The following is an 18,491-nucleotide window of genomic DNA, read 5'->3' as shown; positions in this document are numbered from 1 at the left end:
CGGGGTAACGCGCCAAAAGCACGCCCCAAAGCCTTGGAAGTGTAGAAAACCTCGTTTCAGGGAATAATCAGGCAATAATCAAAACATTATTGCCATACAGGGATAATCCAGATGCACCGCTGGGAAGGACTGGACGAATTCGTCGCCGTCGCCGAAACCGGCCAATTCACCGCTGCCGCCGAGCGCCTGGGCGTGTCATCGTCCCACGTCAGCCGCCAGGTCGCGAGACTGGAGGAGCGGCTGCAGACCCGCCTCCTTTACCGCAATACCCGCAAGGTAACGCTGAGCGAAGCCGGCCAGACTTTCCTGCAGCATTGCCGACGCCTCCAGGATGCGCGCGAAGAGGCATTGCGAGCGGTCAGCGATCTATCCGCTGAGCCCAAGGGCCTGCTACGCATGACCTGCGCGGTGGCCTATGGCGAGCGTTTCGTGGTGCCTTTGGTGAACGAGTTCATGGCGCAGTTCCGCCAGCTGCGGGTGGAGATCGAGCTGTCGAACCGACAGCTCGATCTGTTCCACGAAGGCTTCGACCTGGCGATCCGCCTCGGCCGCCTGAGCGACTCGCGGCTGGTGGCCACGCGCCTGGCGCCACGTGTGATGTACCTCTGTGCTACTCCGGACTACCTGACTCGTCACGGCACACCGCAAAGCGTGGCGGAACTGACACAGCACAACTGCCTGGTGGGCAGCAGCGACCAGTGGAGCTTCCTCGAGGACGGCCGCGAAACCCAACACCGAGTGCAGGGAAACTGGCGCTGCAATAGCGGCCAGGCGGTTCTCGACGCAGCGCTGCGCGGATTCGGCCTGTGCCAGTTACCGGATTACTACGTGCTGGAACACCTGCGCAGCGGTCGCCTGATCTCCCTGCTTGAGGCCCACCAACCACCTAACACGGGGGTCTGGGCGCTTTATCCACAGCAGCGGCACCTGTCGCCCAAGGTGCGGCAATTGGTGGATCATCTGAAGGAGGGTTTACAGCACCTGCAGCCTGCCTAGGACTATTCCCCCTTGTCTTGCAGCAAGTGGCGGCGGCTTCGATTGGCTAAAATGGGCGGTTTCCCACCAATAGTTTCAAGGACGACAGCATGTCTGCCCTTTCCAGCTTCCGCGAACGCTACCTGCTGCGTTTCTGGTCACCCTTGCCGACTCTGGTCGCACTCGGCGTCATCTCCGCCTATTACTTCGCCATGACCGGCACCTTCTGGGCCGTCACCGGCGAGTTCACCCGCTGGGGCGGCCACGTGCTGACCTGGTTCGGCCTGCAACCGCAGGAGTGGAGCTACTTCAAGATCATCGGCCTGCAAGGCACGCCGCTCGACCGTATCGATGGTGTGATGATCATCGGCATGTTCCTCGGGGCGCTGGTCTGCGCGCTCTGGGCCGGCAACGTGAGCCTGCGCTGGCCGACCAGCAAACGGCGTCTGCTGCAAGGCCTGATCGGCGGGGTCATCGCCGGTTTCGGCGCGCGCCTGGCCATGGGCTGCAACCTGGCCGCCTTCTTCACCGGCATCCCGATGTTCTCGGTGCATGCCTGGGCCTTCATGTTTTCCACCGTGATCGGTGCCTGGTTCGGCGTGAAGATCAGCCTGCTGCCCTTCCTGCGTATTCCGTTAAAAGTAGGCGGCAAGCCTGCCGCCCTGCCCAGCGCCGAGGCCCTGGCCCGCCGCGCCAGGCTGCAATGGCGCCTGGGCATGAGCGTACTGGCCATCGCTGCACTGTTCGCCGCCTGGCGCTTCGAGGTCTCGCTGGTGCTCGGCATGGCCTGCCTGTTCGGCTTGCTGTTCGGCGGCCTGATCGAACGCGCACAGATCTGCTTCACCAGTGCCGCCCGCGACCTCTGGACCACCGGCCGTACCCAGGCCGCACTGGGTATCCTGCTGGGCATGGCAGCAGCCTGCGTGGGCACCTTCGCGGCTATCCACAACGGCCTGCCGCCAAAGATCTTCTGGATGGGCCCGAATGCCGTGATCGGCGGCGTACTGTTCGGCATCGGCATCGTGCTGGCCGGCGGCTGCGAGACGGGCTGGATGTACCGCTCGATGGAGGGCCAGGTGCACTTCTGGGTAGTAGGTGTCGGCAACGTGATCGGTGGCACCCTGGTCGCCGTGTTTTGGGACCAGCTCGGCACCAGCCTCGCCCTACCCTATCCCAAGCTCAACCTGCTGCAGGAATTCGGCCCCGGCGGCGGCCTGCTGATCACTTTCGCCGGTCTCGCGCTGTGCATGCTGCTGTTGCAGCTCAACGCTCAACGCTTCACTCGTAAACGGAAAGCCAACGATGTCCGAAACCAAGACGCCGACGCTGTCGCTTGACCTGCGCGGCGAACACTGCCCGTACAACGCCATCGCCACCCTGGAAACCCTGGAGACGCTCAAGCCGGGCGACCTGCTGGAGGTGATCACCGACTGTTCGCAGTCGGTGCATGGCATTCCGGAAGACACCCAGCGCCATGGCTACCATTGCCTGGCGGTGGAGCAGCACGGGGCGCTGTTCCGTTTCCTGATCGAAGTGCCGCTACAAGGCTGAAGCGGCTTCGCTGGGGGCACAACGCGCCAGCGTTATGCGCCGCGTCTGGAAGAGCCGGCGGATAACCTGTTCCAGGTTATTCGCCCTACGGTACCGAGGCAGTTATTTGCGGGAGAGAGTCAGTGCTTGGCGAAGTTGCGCTGCAGGCGCTGCAGGTCTTCCGGGGTGGTGACCTTGATGTTGTCTATCCGCCCTTCCACCATGCGCGGTGCGTAGCCCGCCCACTCCATGGCAGAAGCCTCGTCAGTAATGGCCGCCTCGGCCACCAGCGCATCGGCGAGCGCGCGATGCAACGCACCTAGGCGGAACATCTGCGGGGTGTAGGCTTGCCAGACCACGCTGCGGTCGATGGTTTCCACTACGCGGCCGTCAGTACCAACGCGCTTCAGGGTGTCCCGCGCGGGCACACCAAGCAGGCCACCGACGCCGTCGAACTCCAACTCGCCCAACAAACGATCCAGGTCCGCGCGAGCCAGATTCGGCCGGGCAGCGTCGTGCACCAGCACCCAGTCGTCGCTGCCAGCGCCCAGTTCGGTCAGGCGCAGCAGGCCATTGAGCACGGAATCGGCGCGCTCGCGGCCACCGTCGGCACGCTGGATCAGCTCGTTGGAAGCACTCGGCAGGGTCGGCCACCAGGGATCGTCGGCGGCCAGACACACCACGAGGCCCTTCAGCCGGGGATGGCCGAGGAAGCAGTCGAGGGTGCGTTCGAGAATGCTGCGACCGGCAAGGTCGAGGTATTGCTTGGGGCGGTCGGCGCGCATCCGCGAACCGATGCCGGCGGCCGGGATCACGGCCCAGAAGGCGGGAGTGGTCATTGCGCGAGCTGGTAGAGGGTTTCCTTGTCCTTGACCATGCCGAGTTCGTGGCGCGCACGCTCCTCGACGGTCTCGGTGCCTTTCTTGAGCTCGGCGACTTCCGCCTCGAGGATGCGGTTACGCTCGAGCAGGCGCTCGTTCTCGCCCTGCTGGTCGGCGATCTGCTTCTGCAGGTCGCGCACCTGCGCCAGGCTGCCATCACCCACCCACAGACGATACTGCAGGCCGGCCAGCGCCAGGATCAGCACAACGAACAGCCAGTAAGGGCTACGTAACCTCAAACCTTCAGCTCCATACGCAAAGGGGTGGCTCGTGCCACCCCTTCACCGTACCAGACTAGGATCAGCCGCGGAATTCCGCGCGACCACGGTACGGCGCCTTGGCGCCCAGCTGCTCTTCGATGCGCAGCAGCTGGTTGTACTTGGAAACGCGGTCGGAGCGGCAGAGGGAGCCGGTCTTGATCTGACCAGCGGCAGTGCCGACGGCCAGGTCAGCGATGGTGCTGTCCTCGGTTTCGCCCGAACGGTGCGAGATCACGGCGGTGAAGCCGGCGGCCTTGGCCATCTGGATGGCTTCCAGGGTCTCGGTCAGCGAGCCGATCTGGTTGAACTTGATCAGGATCGAGTTGCCGATCTTCTCGTCGATGCCGCGCTTGAGGATCTTGGTGTTGGTCACGAACAGGTCGTCACCCACCAACTGGACCTTCTCGCCGATCTTGTCGGTCAGGACTTTCCAGCCAGCCCAATCGGACTCGTCCATGCCGTCTTCGATGGAGATGATCGGGTAGCGCTGGGTCAGGCCGGCGAGGTAGTCGGCGAAACCTTCGGCGCTGAACACCTTGCCTTCGCCTTCCAGGTCGTACTGGCCGTCCTTGAAGAACTCGGAGGAAGCGCAGTCCAGGGCCAGGGTGACGTCGTCGCCCAGCTTGTAGCCGGCGTTGGCAACCGCTTCGGCGATGGCGGCCAGGGCGTCTTCGTTGGAAGCCAGGTTCGGCGCAAAGCCACCTTCGTCACCGACGGCGGTGTTCAGGCCACGGGCCTTCAGCACGGCTTTGAGGTGGTGGAAGATCTCGGCGCCCATGCGCAGCGCGTCGGCGAAGTTCTTGGCGCCAACCGGCTGAACCATGAACTCCTGGATGTCGACGTTGTTATCGGCGTGCTCGCCGCCGTTGATGATGTTCATCATCGGAACCGGCATGGAGTACTGGCCAGGGGTGCCGTTCAGGTCGGCGATGTGCGCGTACAGCGGTACGCCCTTGGCCTGGGCGGCAGCCTTGGCGGCAGCCAGGGAGACGGCCAGGATCGCGTTGGCGCCCAGCTTGCCTTTGTTCTCGGTGCCGTCGAGGTCGATCATCGCGTGATCCAGACCTTTCTGGTCAGCCGCGTCCTTGCCCAGCAGCAGGTCGCGGATCGGGCCATTGATGTTGGCCACGGCTTTCAGCACGCCCTTGCCCAGGTAACGGCTCTTGTCGCCATCGCGCAGTTCGAGAGCCTCGCGGGAACCGGTGGATGCACCGGACGGGGCGCAAGCGCTGCCGACGATGCCGTTGTCCAGGATCACGTCCGCTTCAACGGTCGGGTTGCCGCGGGAGTCCAGGACCTCACGGCCCTTGATGTCGACGATCTTTGCCATTCTTGATAACACTCCGAAGATAGAGATAAACGGGGCGGCTGGTGAGACATCAGAACCTGCTCGATGCCCCGCAGCACTTGGCGCTGCGGGGCACATCGAGCGGATTCTCAGGCAGTCTCGATAGTGGGGAAACTCTTGACCAGGTCGTCCAGCTGCTTGAGCTGGGACAGGAAAGGCTCGAGCTTGTTCAGGCGCAAGGCACACGGACCGTCGCATTTGGCGTTCTCGGGGTCCGGATGGGCCTCCAGGAACAGACCAGCGAGGCCCTGGCTCATGCCGGCCTTGGCCAGGTCGGTGACCTGGGCGCGACGGCCGCCGGCGGAATCGGCGCGACCACCCGGCATCTGCAGGGCGTGGGTCACGTCGAAGAACACCGGGTACTCGAACTGTTTCATGATGCCGAAGCCGAGCATGTCCACCACCAGGTTGTTGTACCCGAAGGAGGAGCCACGCTCGCAGAGGATCAGCTGGTCGTTACCCGCCTCCTCGCACTTGCGCAGGATGTGTTTCATCTCCTGCGGCGCGAGGAACTGGGCCTTCTTGATGTTGATCACCGCCTTGGTCTGGGCCATGGCCACGACCAGGTCGGTCTGCCGAGAGAGGAAGGCCGGCAGCTGGATGATGTCGCAGACCTCGGCCACCGGAGCGGCCTGGTAAGGCTCGTGCACGTCGGTGATGACCGGCACGTTGAAGGTCTTCTTGATCTCTTCGAAGATCTTCAGCCCCTCTTCCATGCCCGGACCACGGAACGAGGTGATCGAGGAACGGTTGGCCTTGTCGAAGCTGGCCTTGAATACGTAAGGGATACCGAGCTTTTCGGTGACCTTCACATACTCTTCGCAGACCTGCATCGCCAGGTCGCGCGACTCCAGCACGTTCATGCCGCCGAACAGCACGAACGGCAGGTCGTTGCCGATCTGGATATCACCGACGCGGATGATCTTCTGGGTCATGTTCAGGCTTTCCCGGCTTGCTTCAGGGCGGCGTTGACGAAGCCGCTGAACAGCGGGTGGCCATCACGCGGGGTGGAAGTGAACTCCGGGTGGAACTGGCAGGCGACGAACCAAGGATGGTCCGGAGCTTCCACGACTTCCACCAGCGCGCCGTCGCCGGAGCGGCCGGAAATCTTCAGGCCGGCGGCTTCCAGTTGCGGACGCAGGTTGTTGTTCACTTCGTAGCGGTGACGGTGACGCTCGACGATCACTTCCTTGCCGTAGCAGTCGTGCACCAGGGTGCCGGCGGACAGCAGGCACTCCTGGGCGCCCAGGCGCATGGTGCCGCCCAGGTCGGAAGCTTCGGTGCGCACTTCGGTGGCGCCGGTAGCGTCCTGCCATTCAGTGATCAGGCCGACGACCGGGTGGCCGCTGGACTTGTCGAACTCAGTGGAGTTGGCATCGCTCCACCCCAGCACGTTGCGGGCGTATTCGATGACAGCCACCTGCATACCCAGGCAGATGCCCAGGTACGGAACCTTGTTCTCACGGGCGTACTGCACGGCGGTGATCTTGCCTTCCACGCCGCGCAGGCCGAAGCCGCCCGGAACCAGGATGGCGTCGGCGCCTTCGAGCAGGCTGGTGCCCTGCTGCTCGATGTCCTCGGAGTCGATATAGCGCAGGTTGACCTTGGTGCGGCTCTGAATGCCGGCGTGGGTCATGGCTTCGATCAGCGACTTGTAGGCGTCGAGCAGTTCCATGTACTTGCCGACCATGGCGATGGTGACTTCACGCTCGGGGTTGAGCTTGGCGTCGACCACGCGGTCCCATTCGGACAGGTCGGCCGGGCCGCACTCCAGGCCGAAGCGCTCGACGACCAGGTCGTCGACGCCCTGGGCGTGCAGTACGGACGGAATGCGGTAGATGGTGTCGACGTCTTCCAGCGAAATGACCGCGCGCTCTTCCACGTTGGTGAAGAGGGCAATCTTGCGACGGGAGGACACGTCCACCGGATGGTCGGAGCGGCAGATCAGGATGTCCGGCTGCAGGCCGATGGAGCGCAGTTCCTTGACCGAGTGCTGGGTCGGCTTGGTCTTGGTCTCGCCAGCGGTGGCGATGTACGGAACCAGCGTCAGGTGCATCAGCATGGCGCGGCGCGAGCCGATTTCCACGCGCAGCTGGCGGATGGCCTCGAGGAAGGGTTGCGACTCGATATCACCGACGGTACCGCCGACTTCAACCAGGGCCACGTCGGCATCGCCGGCGCCCTTGATGATGCGACGCTTGATCTCGTCGGTGATGTGCGGGATCACCTGCACGGTGGCGCCCAGATAATCACCACGGCGCTCCTTGCGGAGCACGTCCATGTAGACGCGGCCAGTGGTGAAGTTGTTGTTCTGGGTCATCGTGGTACGAACGAAACGCTCGTAGTGGCCCAGATCGAGGTCGGTCTCAGCGCCGTCGTGGGTGACGAACACCTCACCGTGCTGGAACGGGCTCATGGTGCCCGGGTCGACGTTGATGTAGGGGTCCAGCTTGAGCATCGTGATCTTCAGGCCACGCGCTTCCAGAATGGCAGCCAAGGAAGCCGAGGCGATGCCTTTCCCCAATGAAGAAACAACACCACCCGTGACGAAGATGTAGCGCGTCATGAAAAGCCCTGAATGTCAGCGTTTAGGCGGCTCGGCCGCCGGGGAAGCGAAGGTGTCGGGTACAAGACCCGGCTCACGACTTCGTCGTGAAAATAGCGAACTCCCACTGATTCGCAGGCGAATCAACAGGAGCTGTACAAGACGGGAGCGTAGTCTACCGGAAAGCCGCTATCAGCTCAAACCCGAGTCATTCGTCGGAGGTGTCCAGCGTAGGGTCCAGCCCTGCCCTGCCTCCACCCGCAGGCCCGGCAGCAGGGCCACGCCGAGCAGTTCGTCGGCTCGCCAGAGCAGCGGCAGGCGGCTTCGCATGAAAGCCGGAATCGCCGCTTCGTTGAGCAGCCGCTTGAGGTCGCGCCGGCCACGATCAATCAGTGACATCACCTCGCCACCCTGGCGATAACGAACCTCCAACGGCCCATGTGGCGGCTCGCCGTCGAAACGCAACGAACCGTTACCCGGAAGCGAAAGCTCCTGCGAGGGAGCCTTCCAGATCTGATTGATCGGTACGAAATCCAGCCAGGGATTGGCCAACCACCAGAGGCGTCCGTGAGCGCGGCGCAACTCGCCGTCGGCTAGGCGCCAGATCGGTTCGGCGTCTTCGCGGGCATCGCGCAGGTTGCGCCAGCCGGCCCAATGGGCGCTATCAGGCAATCGCGCCAGAGGGGCGAGCCAGTGGCGCAACGCATTGCGCTGGCGAGGCTCGCTCAGCTCCGCCAACGCGGCGATGGCCAGCGAAGGCAATTGCATACCGATGTATTCGTTGCGGGCGCCGGCGGAAATCAAGTCGCCCTGTGCCAACTCGCCGAGCAGCCTGTCGGCTTCCGCCAGGTGCTCGGCGCTGCGAGTGATGGTTTCGACGGCCGAGGGCCAGCGCCGGACGATGCCCGGCAGCACCCGGTTGCGCAGGTAGTTGCGGTCGAAATCGTCGCAGGCATTGGAAGGGTCCTCCACCCAGCTCAGCCCATGGCGGCGGGCGTACCGTTCCAGCTCCGCACGATGAATCCCCAGAAGCGGGCGCAGTAACACACCAGAGCCCAGCGGACGACAGGCGGCCATCCCGGACAGCCCCCGCACCCCGGCACCGCGGAACAGCCGGAACAGAACGGTCTCCGCCTGATCGTCACGGTGCTGGCCGGTCAGCAGGCATTCGCCCTCCCCCAGCGCCTCGGCGAAAGCCGTATACCGCGCCTCGCGCGCGGCGCGCTCCAGGCTCGCACCGTCATCGACCTGCACGCGGACCACCCGCATCGGCACGCCAAGGGAATCGCAGAAGTGCTGGCAGTGTTCCGGCCAGGCATCACCAACAGCCTGCAGGCCATGGTGCACATGAATGGCGGAGATTGGCGGCAAGGCCTCGCGAGAGGCGATCTGCGCCAGAAGGTGCAGGAGAACAGTGGAATCCAGCCCGCCGGATAATGCGACACGCCACGCCGGCGCGTTGCGCCAGAGCGCGAGGAAATTCAGCAGTCGGGATTCGAAATCAGCAGGCATGGCGCAGATCGGCAGGGTCGGGGACGAGGCAAGGATACCTCGTCACCCGCACTGCGCCGAAGGCGTCGATCAGGCGACGCCGTAGCTCATCAGGCGCTCGTAGCGGCGCGCGAGGAGTTCTTCGGTGCTCAACTGGTTCAGCGTATCGAGCTGGCCGAGCAGGGAGTTGCGAATGGTCTCGGCCATGGCGGCCGGATCTCGGTGGGCGCTGCCCAGCGGCTCGGGGATGACGTTGTCGACGATACCCAGGTCCTTCAGGCGGTTGGCGGTGATACCCATGGCTTCGGCCGCTTCCGGTGCCTTCTCGGCGGTACGCCAGAGGATCGAGGCGCAACCTTCGGGCGAGATCACCGCGTAAGTGGAGTACTGCAGCATATTCAGCTGGTCGCAGACGCCGATGGCCAGTGCGCCGCCGGAGCCGCCTTCGCCGATGACGGTGGCGATGATCGGGGTCTTCAGGCGCGCCATGACGCGCAGGTTCCAGGCGATCGCTTCGCTCTGGCCGCGCTCTTCGGCATCAATGCCCGGGTAGGCGCCGGGGGTGTCGATGAAGGTCAGGATCGGCATCTTGAAACGTTCGGCCATTTCCATCAGGCGGCAGGCCTTGCGGTAGCCTTCCGGACGCGGCATGCCGAAATTGCGGCGTACCTTCTCACGGACTTCACGGCCCTTCTGGTGGCCGATGATCATCACCGGCTGGTCTTCCAGACGGGCAACACCGCCGACAATCGCGGCGTCGTCGGAGAAGTGGCGGTCGCCGTGCAGCTCTTCGAACTCGGTGAAGATGTGCTCGATGTAATCCAGGGTATAGGGGCGACGCGGATGGCGCGCGAGCTGGGCGATCTGCCAGCTGGACAGGTTGCCGAAGATGTTCTCGGTCAGCGCCTTGCTCTTCTCCTGCAGACGGGAGATTTCGTCGGTGATGTTCAGCGCGTTGTCGTTACCGACCAGGCGCAGCTCTTCGATCTTGGCGTGCAGGTCGGCAATGGGCTGTTCGAAATCGAGAAAATTCGGGTTCATGGGCTATCCGTCGTTCTGTTGGCGGCTGGGCCTGGTCCGTAGGCGCCCTACCTTACGGTATCGGGCGCCAAGGGTCGAGACTGGCGGGCGGGCGGCCTTGGGCCACCGGCTTCACTAGCGGTAGTTCAGGAAGACGTTGTCGCGGCCGAACTGGTCACGCAACGCTTGAATCAGGTTGTCTGCCGGGTCGATTCGCCATTGCTCACCGAACTGCAACAGGGCGCGCGCTTGCTCGCCACTGTAGTCCACGGTGACCGGGCAACTGCCACGGTGGCGGGTGCACAGATCGGCCAGCCAGCGCAGGCGGTCACCCTTGAGCGCATCGGCATGGACGCGCACCCGCAGGCTTTCCGCCAGCGAGGTGCGAGCCTCTTCCAGCCCCATCACGCGCTTGGCACGCAGGCGCAGGCCGCCGGAGAAATCGTCCTGGCTGACCTCGCCCTCGATCACCACCAGCGCGTCGGTCTGCAACAGCGCCTGGTTGGCAGCGAAGGCTTCGGCAAACAGCGAGGCCTCGATCCGGCCCGAGCGGTCGTCCAGGGTCACGAAGCCCATCTTGTCGCCGCGCTTGTTCTTCATGACCCGCAGGTTGACGATGAGGCCGGCGACGGTCTGGGTATCGCGCGCAGGTTTCAGCTCGACAATGCGCTGGCGGGCAAAACGTCGCACCTCGCCTTCGTATTCGTCGATGGGGTGACCGGTCAGGTACAGGCCGAGGGTATCTTTCTCGCCCTTCAGGCGCTCCTTGAGGTTGAGCTCCTTGACCTTGCGGTGGTTGGCGTAGACGTCCGCCTCGGGCTCGGCGAAGACGCCGCCGAACAGGTCCATGTGACCGCTGTCGTGGCTGCGCGAGGTCTGCTCGGCGGCCTTCACGGCTTCTTCCATGGACGCCAGCAGCACGGCGCGGTTGATATCGACGTGGGCGTGGTAGGCCTTTTGCTCCTCAAAGAAGTGCGGGCCGAGTCGGTCCAGCGCACCAGCGCGGATCAACGCCTCCAGGGTACGTTTGTTGACACGTTTGAGGTCGATACGGTCGCAGAAGTCGAACAGGGTCTTGAACGGCCCGCCTTCGTTGCGGCACTCGGTGATGGCCTCCACCGGACCTTCGCCGACGCCCTTGATCGCGCCCAGGCCGTAGACGATCTGATCGTCCTCATCGACGGTGAAGCGGAACTCGGAGTTGTTCACGTCCGGCGCGAGGATGCGCAGCTTCATGTGGCGGCACTCCTCGATGAGCGTCACCACCTTGTCGGTGTTCTGCATATCCGCGGTGAGCACCGCGGCCATGAACGGGGCTTTCCAGTGGGTCTTCAGCCAGGCGGTCTGGTACGACACCAGGCCGTAGGCGGCCGAGTGCGACTTGTTGAAGCCATAGCCGGCGAACTTTTCCACCAGGTCGAAGATGTTGCCCGAGAGGTTGGCATCGATGCCGTTGTTGCTGCAGCCCTCGATGAAGCCGCCGCGCTGCTTGGCCATTTCCTCGGGCTTCTTCTTGCCCATGGCGCGACGCAGCATGTCCGCGCCGCCGAGGCTGTAGCCCGCCATCACCTGGGCAATCTGCATCACCTGTTCCTGGTACAGGATGATGCCGTAGGTGGGCTTGAGCACAGGTTCGAGGCCGGCGTACTGGTAGTCCGGGTGCGGGTAGGAGATTTCCTCACGACCGTGCTTACGGTTGATGAAGTCGTCCACCATGCCCGACTGCAGCGGGCCGGGACGGAACAGCGCCACCAGTGCGATGAGGTCTTCCAGGCAGTCGGGCTTGAGCTTCTTGATCAGCTCCTTCATGCCGCGCGATTCAAGCTGGAACACCGCGGTGGTTTCCGCTTTCTGCAGCAGGTCGTAGGTCTTCTTGTCGTCCAGCGGGATGCGGTCGATGTCGACCAGATTGGGGTCACCGGCCTTCTGCTGCTTGCGATGGATGATCTCCATCGCCCACTTGATGATGGTCAGGGTACGCAGGCCGAGGAAGTCGAACTTCACCAGGCCGGCGGCCTCCACGTCGTCCTTGTCGAACTGGGTCACCAGGCCGGCGCCCTCTTCGTCGCAGGCGATGGGGGCGAAGTCGGTCAGCTTGGTCGGCGCGATCACCACCCCCCCGGCGTGCTTGCCGGTACCACGGGTCACACCCTCCAGCTTGAGCGCCATGTCCCAGATTTCCTGGGCTTCCTCGTCGGTCTTGAGGAAGTCGCGAAGCATTTCCTCCTGCTCGAAGGCCTTCTCCAGGGTCATGCCCACTTCGAAGGGGATCATCTTCGACAGCTTGTCGGCCAGGCCGTAGGACTTGCCCTGTACCCGCGCCACGTCGCGCACCACCGCCTTCGCGGCCATGGAGCCGAAGGTGATGATCTGACTCACCGCATTGCGGCCGTACGCGCCGGCCACGTAGTCGATCACTCGGTCGCGGCCTTCCATGCAGAAGTCGACGTCGAAGTCGGGCATGGAAATACGTTCGGGGTTCAGGAAACGCTCGAACAGCAGGTCATAGGCCAGCGGATCGAGGTCGGTGATCTTCAGCACGTAGGCGACCAGCGAGCCGGCACCCGATCCCCGGCCGGGGCCCACCGGTACGCCGTTGTTCTTGGCCCACTTGATGAAGTCCATCACGATCAGGAAGTAGCCGGGGAAGCCCATCTGGATGATGGTGCCCAGCTCGAACTCCAGTCGATCGACGTAGATCTGCCGCTTCTCTTCGTAGTTGGGCGTGGTCTCTTTCGGCCACAGCACTGCCAGGCGCTCTTCCAGGCCTTCGTAGGAGACATGGCGCAGGTAGTCGTTTATGTCCATGTCGTCGAAGGGGATCGGGAAGTTGGGCAGGAAGTACTTGCCCAGCTGCACGTCGATGTTGCAGCGCTTGGCGATCTCGACGGAGTTTTCCAGAGCCTCGGGAATATCGCTGAACAGCTCGGCCATCTCCTCCGGGCTCTTCAGGTATTGCTGATCGGAATAGCTGCGCGAGCGGCGCGGGTCATCCAGGGCGCGGCCTTCGCCGATACAAACCCGGGTCTCGTGGGCCTCGAAGTCCGCTTCCTTGATGAAGCGCACGTCGTTGGTGGCAACCAACGGGGCGCCACTGCGCGCAGACAGGGCCACGGCGGCATGCACATGCTCTTCGTCGTTGACCCGGTTGGTACGCTGGATATCGAGGTAGAAGCGATCCGGGAAAACCTCCAGCCACTCGGCCAGCAGGGAGTCTGCGTGGGCGTCGTCGCCCTCCAGCAGCGCCATGCCGATCTCGCCTTCCTTGGAGCCGGACAGCGCGATCAGGCCTTCGGCGGCCTCCTTGACCCACTGTCGCTCGATGATGATCTCGCCGTTGCGCTGGCCTTCCTGCCAGCCACGGGAAATCAGCTCGGTGAGGTTGCGGTAGCCCTTGGCATTCATCGCCAGCAGGGTCAGACGGGTCAGCGGGCCGTCCTCGTCGCGATTGGCCAGCCAGATGTCGGCACCGCAGATCGGTTTGATGCCGCCGCCCATGGCCGTCTTGTAGAACTTCACCAGCGAGCACATGTTGCTCAGGTCGGTCACCGCCACTGCCGGCATACCCGCCCCGCCGACCGCCTTGATCAGCGGCTTGACCCGTACCAGGCCGTCGACCAGGGAGAATTCGGTGTGCAGACGCAGGTGAACGAAGGTGGCGGTCATGGTGGTCCTTGGCAAACGCGAAAAACGGCAAGCCCCGGATTGTACCGGGGCTGTCCGCAAAGCTACAGGGATCAATGGGCCAGCCGTCGCGCCGGGTGTTTCAAGTCACCGCAGAAGCGCTGGCCGCGAGGAATTCCAGAGAAATAACAGGGTGTTACAGGATGCCGGCGGGATTTTCCAGCAGCGCACGCACCGGCCCAAAGGACCGGCGGTGGATGGGTGTCGGACCCAGGCGCCGGAGGGCTTCGAGGTGCACCGGGGTCGGGTAGCCCTTGTGCCCGCCAATGCCGTAGCCGGGGTAAAGGGCTTCCATTTCCTGCATCTCGCGGTCGCGGCTGACCTTGGCCAGAATCGACGCGGCTGCAATGGCCGGGACCTTGGCGTCACCCTGGACGACCGGCGCGGAGGGCACCTTCAGTTTCGGGCAGCGATTGCCATCGATCAGCGCGAGCTTCGGCGTGACGCTCAGGCCCTCCACCGCGCGCTGCATGGCGAGCATCGTGGCGTGGAGGATGTTCAGCTGGTCGATCTCATGCACATCGGCACGGGCTATGCACCAGGCCAGGGCCTTCTCGCGGATCTCGTCGAACAGCGCCTCGCGCCGCGCTTCGCTGAGCTTCTTCGAGTCGTTGAGACCCTTGATCGGGCGCGTCGGGTCGAGGATCACTGCGGCGGTGACCACTGGACCGCACAGAGGACCACGACCCACTTCATCGACACCGGCTACCAGCTCTTCCACCAGGGTGAAGTCCAGGCCCATCTGCATCAACGTTTCTCCACCAGGGCGAGCACCGCTTCGGCGGCCTGCGCGGACGCATCCTGGCGCAAGGCGCGATGGATGGCGTCGAAGGGTTCGGTCTGTACGCTGCCGTCGTCGAGCAGGGGCAGCAAGGTCGTGGCCAGCGTCTCTGGCGTTGCCGCGTCCTGGATCAGCTCCGGAACCAGTAGACGGCCAGCCAGCAGGTTTGGCAACGAGATGTACGGACTCTTTACCAAGCGCTTGAGAATGCGATAGGTCATGGGCGCGACCTTGTAGGCAACGACCATCGGCCGTTTGTAAAGCAGCGCTTCCAGCGTGGCGGTGCCCGACGCGATCAGCACGGCATCGCACGCGGCCAGCGCCTCATGGGAGGCACCATCGAGCAATTGCACCGGCAGATCGCGACCGGAGAGCATTTCTTCGATCTGCAAACGACGATCAGGGCTCGCGCAAGGCAGCACGAAGCGCAAATCGGGACGGCTCTGCAGCAGGCGCTGAGCGGTATCGAGGAACAACGCACCCAGCTTGCCAACCTCGCCTCCCCGGCTACCGGGCAGAAGCGCGACAACGCAGGCGTCCTGCGGAAGACCGAGACGTTCGCGTGCACCGGCGCGGTCGGCCTCCAGCGCAATGGTGTTGGCCAGCGGATGGCCGACGAAACGCACCGGCACCGCATGCTCTTCGTAGAAGCGCGCCTCGAAGGGGAAGAGCGCGAGCATCAGATCGCAGGCTTCCTTGATCTTCAGCACACGCTTCTGCCGCCAGGCCCAGACCGACGGGCTGACGTAGTGCACCGTGCGGATGCCCGCGCGACGCAGCTTCAATTCGATATTGAGGGTGAAGTCCGGCGCATCGATGCCGATGAACACATCCGGCCTGGCCGCGATCAGCATCTGTACCAGGTCCTTGCGCCGGCGCAGCAGTTCGCGCAGACGCCCCAGGACCTCGAACAACCCCATGACCGACAAGCGTTCCATGGGGAAATGCGACTTCAGCCCTTCGGCTTCCATGCGCGGACCGCCGACACCGATGAACTCGATGTCGGAGTGGCGCTGCTTGAGCGCCTGCATGAGTCCGGAGCCGAGGATATCGCCGGACGCCTCGCCCGCGACCAGGGCGACGCGCAGCTTGCGTGCGGTCGATTGCATGGTCAGCGGGTGATGCCGCGGGTGGAGCTCTGGATGGAGTCGCGGAACACCGCGACTTCCGGGAACTGCGCGGAAACTTCGGCCAGTTCGGCCAGCGCCTCGTCCACCGTCAGGCCCTGGCGGTAGACCACCTTGTAGGCCCGGCGCAGCGCCTGGATCGATTCGGCGCTGAAGCCACGACGGCGCAGGCCCTCGAAGTTCATGCTGCGGGCCTCGGCGGGGTTGCCGAAGACCGTCACATAGGCCGGGACGTCCTTGCCGATGGTGGTGCCCATGCCGGAGAAGGCGTGAGCGCCGATACGGCAGAACTGATGCACCAGCGTGTAGCCGGAGAGGATCGCCCAGTCATCCACGTGAACATGACCTGCCAGCGCAGTATTGTTCACGAGGATGCAATGGTTGCCGATCACACTGTCGTGGCCGATGTGCACGTAGGCCATGAGCAGGTTGTGGTCGCCGATGGTGGTTTCCGAGCGATCCTGGATGGTGCCGCGATGAATGGTCACACCCTCGCGGATCACGTTGTGATCGCCAATCACCAGGCGAGTCGGTTCGCCCTTGTACTTCAGGTCAGGGGTATCTTCCCCCACGCTGGAGAACTGGAAAATCCGATTGTGCTTGCCGATCTTCGTGGGGCCTTTGACCACCACGTGCGGACCGATCACCGTACCTTCGCCGATCTCCACATCCGGCCCGACCATGGACCAGGGGCCCACTTCTACGTCGTCAGCCAGCTTTGCGCGCGGGTCGATGATGGCGCGAGGATCGATCAAACTCATAGTTTGCGTTCCGCACAGATGATTTCAGCCGAGCATACCGGCTTGCCGTCCACGGTGGCATTGCAGTCGAACTTCCAGATGCCGCGCTTGACACTGATGAACTGGGCGTTGAGCTGCAGCTGGTCACCCGGCAGCACCGGCTGGCGGAAGCGCAGCTTGTCGGAGCCGACGAAGTAATAGAGAGTGCCATCGGCCGGCTTCACGTCGAGCATCTTGAAGCCGAGGATTCCGGCCGCCTGGGCCATGGCTTCGATGATCAGCACACCCGGCATGATCGGGTGCTGCGGGAAGTGGCCATTGAAGAACGGCTCGTTGATGCTGACATTCTTGTAGGCGCGAATGCGCTTGCCTTCGATGTCCAGCTCCACCACCCGATCCACCAGCAGGAAGGGGTAGCGATGAGGCAGGTATTCGCGAATCTCGTTGATGTCCATCATGTTCAGGGGAGCCTGTTCAGAAAAGGGAAACGCCAAAAAATGCGTGGATCACGCATCTGATGGAGCGTCTCCGCTTGGGGTCACGGCGGCCAGGCGCTTTTCCAGCTGCTGCAGACGACGGGCCATGTCATCCAGCTGACGAATGCGCGCGGCACTCTTCTTCCATTCAGCCGCGGGCTGCATGGCGGTACCGGACGAGTAGGAGCCCGGTTCGGTGATCGAACGGGTCACCATGGTCATCCCGGTGACGAAGACGTTGTCACAAATCTCGATGTGGCCGACCAGGCCGACGCCGCCGGCGAGCATGCAGTGCTTGCCGATCTTGGCGCTGCCGGAAATCCCGCAACAGCCGGCCATGGCCGTGTGGTCACCGATCTGCACGTTGTGGGCGATCATGATCTGGTTGTCCAGCTTCACGCCGTTACCGACGATAGTGTCGGACAACGCGCCACGATCGATGGTGGTGTTGGCGCCGATCTCGACGTCATCACCCAGGGTTACGCCGCCAATTTGCGCGATCTTCTGCCAGACACCCTTGTGGTTGGCGAAGCCGAAGCCCTCACCACCCAGCACGGCACCGGACTGGATCACCACACGTTTGCCGATGCGGACGTCGTGGTAGAGCGTAACGCGCGGTGCAAGCCAGCCACCCTCGCCAACCACGCTACGCGCGCCAACGAAGCAGTGGGCACCGATGGTGACGTTCGCACCGATCTGCGCACCCGCCTCGATCACGGCATAGGGGCCGACACTGGCACTTGCGTCGACCTGAGCACCTTCATCGACCACCGCGGTGGGATGAATGCCGACCGGCGCCTTGGGCTTGCGGTCGAACTGGTGGGACAGGCCGGCATAGGCCAGGTAGGGATTGGGAACGATCAGCGCATTGCCGGTAAAGCCTTCGGCGTCAGCGGCAGTCAGCAGGATGGCGCTGGCCTGGCTGTCGGCAAGGAACTTGCGGTACTGCGGATTGGCCAGAAAACTCAGCTGACCGGCACCTGCATCCTGCAGGGTAGCCAGCCCGCTGATTACCTGAGCGGGATCGCCGCGCAACTCGGCGTCGAGTTGCGCAGCCAGTTCGGCGAGAGTAAAGGACAGCTCGGTCATCATCAGCGCAGTTGGTTCATGCGCTCGATGACTTGACGGGTGATGTCGTACTGCGGCTTGACGTCGACCACGGCACCACGCTCGACCACGAGGTCATAACCACCTTTCTTGATGGTTTCCTCGACGGCCTGATCCAGCTTCGGCTTGAGCTTCTTGAGCATGTCGCGGTCGGCAACGGCCTTGGCTTCGTTCAGTTCCTTGGACTGGAACTGGAAGTCGCGGGCCTTCTGCTTGAAGTCGCCTTCAGCCTTTTCACGCTCGGCGTTGGACATCTTGCTGCCGCCGTTGACCAGCTTGTCCTGCAGGGACTTGGCGTCGGTTTCCAGGGCCTTGAGCTTGGTCAGCTGGGGGCCGAACTTCTTCTCGGCATCCACGGCATATTGCTTGGCCGCATCCGACTCGAGGAGTGCCATCTGATAGTTGAGCACCGCGATCTTCATGTCGGCGAACGCGGGGCTCGCTGCCAGGGCGGCGGTGATCAGGACGAACTGGGTCAACTTACGCACAATGCACTCCTGCACAAAGCATGGTTGTCTTTACAACG

Annotated in this window: 17 protein-coding genes; 3 read left to right on the top strand and 14 right to left on the bottom strand. The window is 63.6% G+C overall.

Annotation, left to right across the window (positions count from 1 at the left end; genetic code table 11):
* The first annotated feature begins 111 nt into the window (after nucleotides 1–111).
* The 3 genes from ACKI1H_RS13345 to yedF all read left to right on the top strand — a co-directional run bounded on the left by ACKI1H_RS13345 (nucleotide 112) and on the right by yedF (nucleotide 2,526).
* Nucleotides 112–996, top strand: a complete 885-nt coding sequence (locus ACKI1H_RS13345) for a LysR substrate-binding domain-containing protein (RefSeq protein WP_138522674.1) — start codon at nucleotides 112–114, stop codon at nucleotides 994–996.
* Between the two features lie 89 nt (nucleotides 997–1,085).
* On the top strand, nucleotides 1,086–2,312 hold the full coding sequence (yedE, locus tag ACKI1H_RS13340) for a selenium metabolism membrane protein YedE/FdhT (protein WP_440468587.1): 1,227 nt from the start codon (nucleotides 1,086–1,088) through the stop codon (nucleotides 2,310–2,312).
* The gene (gene yedF, locus ACKI1H_RS13335; protein WP_138522678.1) at nucleotides 2,278–2,526 is read left to right on the top strand and encodes a sulfurtransferase-like selenium metabolism protein YedF; all 249 of its coding nucleotides are present in this window, start codon (nucleotides 2,278–2,280) and stop codon (nucleotides 2,524–2,526) included. Before yedE ends, yedF begins: the two co-directional genes overlap by 35 nt.
* A gap of 119 nt (nucleotides 2,527–2,645) precedes the next feature.
* Here yedF and ispD read toward each other — a convergent pair whose 3' ends face one another.
* The 14 genes from ispD to ACKI1H_RS13265 all read right to left on the bottom strand — a co-directional run bounded on the left by ispD (nucleotide 2,646) and on the right by ACKI1H_RS13265 (nucleotide 18,453).
* Nucleotides 2,646–3,344, bottom strand: coding sequence for a 2-C-methyl-D-erythritol 4-phosphate cytidylyltransferase (gene ispD / locus ACKI1H_RS13330; protein ID WP_138522680.1), 699 nt, complete (start codon nucleotides 3,342–3,344; stop codon nucleotides 2,646–2,648).
* On the bottom strand, nucleotides 3,341–3,625 hold the full coding sequence (gene ftsB / locus ACKI1H_RS13325) for a cell division protein FtsB (RefSeq protein ID WP_017521200.1): 285 nt from the start codon (nucleotides 3,623–3,625) through the stop codon (nucleotides 3,341–3,343). The genes ispD and ftsB overlap by 4 nt, the downstream gene beginning before the upstream one ends.
* A 61-nt stretch (nucleotides 3,626–3,686) precedes the next feature.
* The gene (eno, locus tag ACKI1H_RS13320; RefSeq protein WP_015476278.1) at nucleotides 3,687–4,976 is read right to left on the bottom strand and encodes a phosphopyruvate hydratase; all 1,290 of its coding nucleotides are present in this window, start codon (nucleotides 4,974–4,976) and stop codon (nucleotides 3,687–3,689) included.
* Nucleotides 4,977–5,083: 107 nt separating this feature from the next.
* On the bottom strand, nucleotides 5,084–5,929 hold the full coding sequence (gene kdsA, locus ACKI1H_RS13315) for a 3-deoxy-8-phosphooctulonate synthase (RefSeq protein ID WP_440468586.1): 846 nt from the start codon (nucleotides 5,927–5,929) through the stop codon (nucleotides 5,084–5,086).
* Between the two features lie 2 nt (nucleotides 5,930–5,931).
* Nucleotides 5,932–7,560, bottom strand: a complete 1,629-nt coding sequence (locus ACKI1H_RS13310; protein WP_440468585.1) for a CTP synthase — start codon at nucleotides 7,558–7,560, stop codon at nucleotides 5,932–5,934.
* 171 nt (nucleotides 7,561–7,731) lie between these two features.
* Nucleotides 7,732–9,051, bottom strand: coding sequence for a tRNA lysidine(34) synthetase TilS (tilS, locus tag ACKI1H_RS13305; protein ID WP_440468584.1), 1,320 nt, complete (start codon nucleotides 9,049–9,051; stop codon nucleotides 7,732–7,734).
* A gap of 69 nt (nucleotides 9,052–9,120) precedes the next feature.
* A complete protein-coding gene (accA, locus tag ACKI1H_RS13300; RefSeq protein WP_138522687.1) occupies nucleotides 9,121–10,071 on the bottom strand; it encodes an acetyl-CoA carboxylase carboxyl transferase subunit alpha in 951 nt (316 codons plus the stop codon).
* A 114-nt stretch (nucleotides 10,072–10,185) separates the two neighbouring features.
* On the bottom strand, nucleotides 10,186–13,716 hold the full coding sequence (gene dnaE / locus ACKI1H_RS13295) for a DNA polymerase III subunit alpha (protein WP_440468583.1): 3,531 nt from the start codon (nucleotides 13,714–13,716) through the stop codon (nucleotides 10,186–10,188).
* Nucleotides 13,717–13,870: 154 nt separating this feature from the next.
* Nucleotides 13,871–14,482, bottom strand: a complete 612-nt coding sequence (rnhB, locus tag ACKI1H_RS13290) for a ribonuclease HII (RefSeq protein WP_138522691.1) — start codon at nucleotides 14,480–14,482, stop codon at nucleotides 13,871–13,873.
* Entirely contained in the window at nucleotides 14,482–15,624 is a 1,143-nt protein-coding gene (lpxB, locus tag ACKI1H_RS13285) for a lipid-A-disaccharide synthase (RefSeq protein ID WP_440468582.1), read from the bottom strand. The genes rnhB and lpxB overlap by 1 nt, the downstream gene beginning before the upstream one ends.
* 2 nt (nucleotides 15,625–15,626) lie before the next feature.
* Nucleotides 15,627–16,403 carry an acyl-ACP--UDP-N-acetylglucosamine O-acyltransferase gene (gene lpxA / locus ACKI1H_RS13280; protein ID WP_138522695.1) on the bottom strand — a complete coding sequence of 259 codons (777 nt, stop codon included), beginning with the start codon at nucleotides 16,401–16,403 and terminating at the stop codon, nucleotides 15,627–15,629.
* Complete coding sequence (gene fabZ, locus ACKI1H_RS13275; protein WP_138522697.1) at nucleotides 16,400–16,840, bottom strand: 3-hydroxyacyl-ACP dehydratase FabZ; 441 nt, start codon at nucleotides 16,838–16,840, stop codon at nucleotides 16,400–16,402. The genes lpxA and fabZ overlap by 4 nt, the downstream gene beginning before the upstream one ends.
* A gap of 48 nt (nucleotides 16,841–16,888) precedes the next feature.
* Nucleotides 16,889–17,950 carry a UDP-3-O-(3-hydroxymyristoyl)glucosamine N-acyltransferase gene (gene lpxD / locus ACKI1H_RS13270; RefSeq protein ID WP_440468581.1) on the bottom strand — a complete coding sequence of 354 codons (1,062 nt, stop codon included), beginning with the start codon at nucleotides 17,948–17,950 and terminating at the stop codon, nucleotides 16,889–16,891.
* On the bottom strand, nucleotides 17,950–18,453 hold the full coding sequence (locus ACKI1H_RS13265; RefSeq protein ID WP_138522701.1) for an OmpH family outer membrane protein: 504 nt from the start codon (nucleotides 18,451–18,453) through the stop codon (nucleotides 17,950–17,952). The genes lpxD and ACKI1H_RS13265 overlap by 1 nt, the downstream gene beginning before the upstream one ends.
* Nucleotides 18,454–18,491: the final 38 nt, after the last annotated feature.

This window comes from Pseudomonas sp. YH-1 (assembly GCF_051990045.1).
In the GTDB taxonomy this organism is placed as follows: Bacteria; Pseudomonadota; Gammaproteobacteria; order Pseudomonadales; family Pseudomonadaceae; genus Pseudomonas; species Pseudomonas nicosulfuronedens.
The sequence above is the reverse complement of the archived record's forward strand: the minus strand, read 5'-3'. Positions and strand labels throughout refer to the sequence as shown.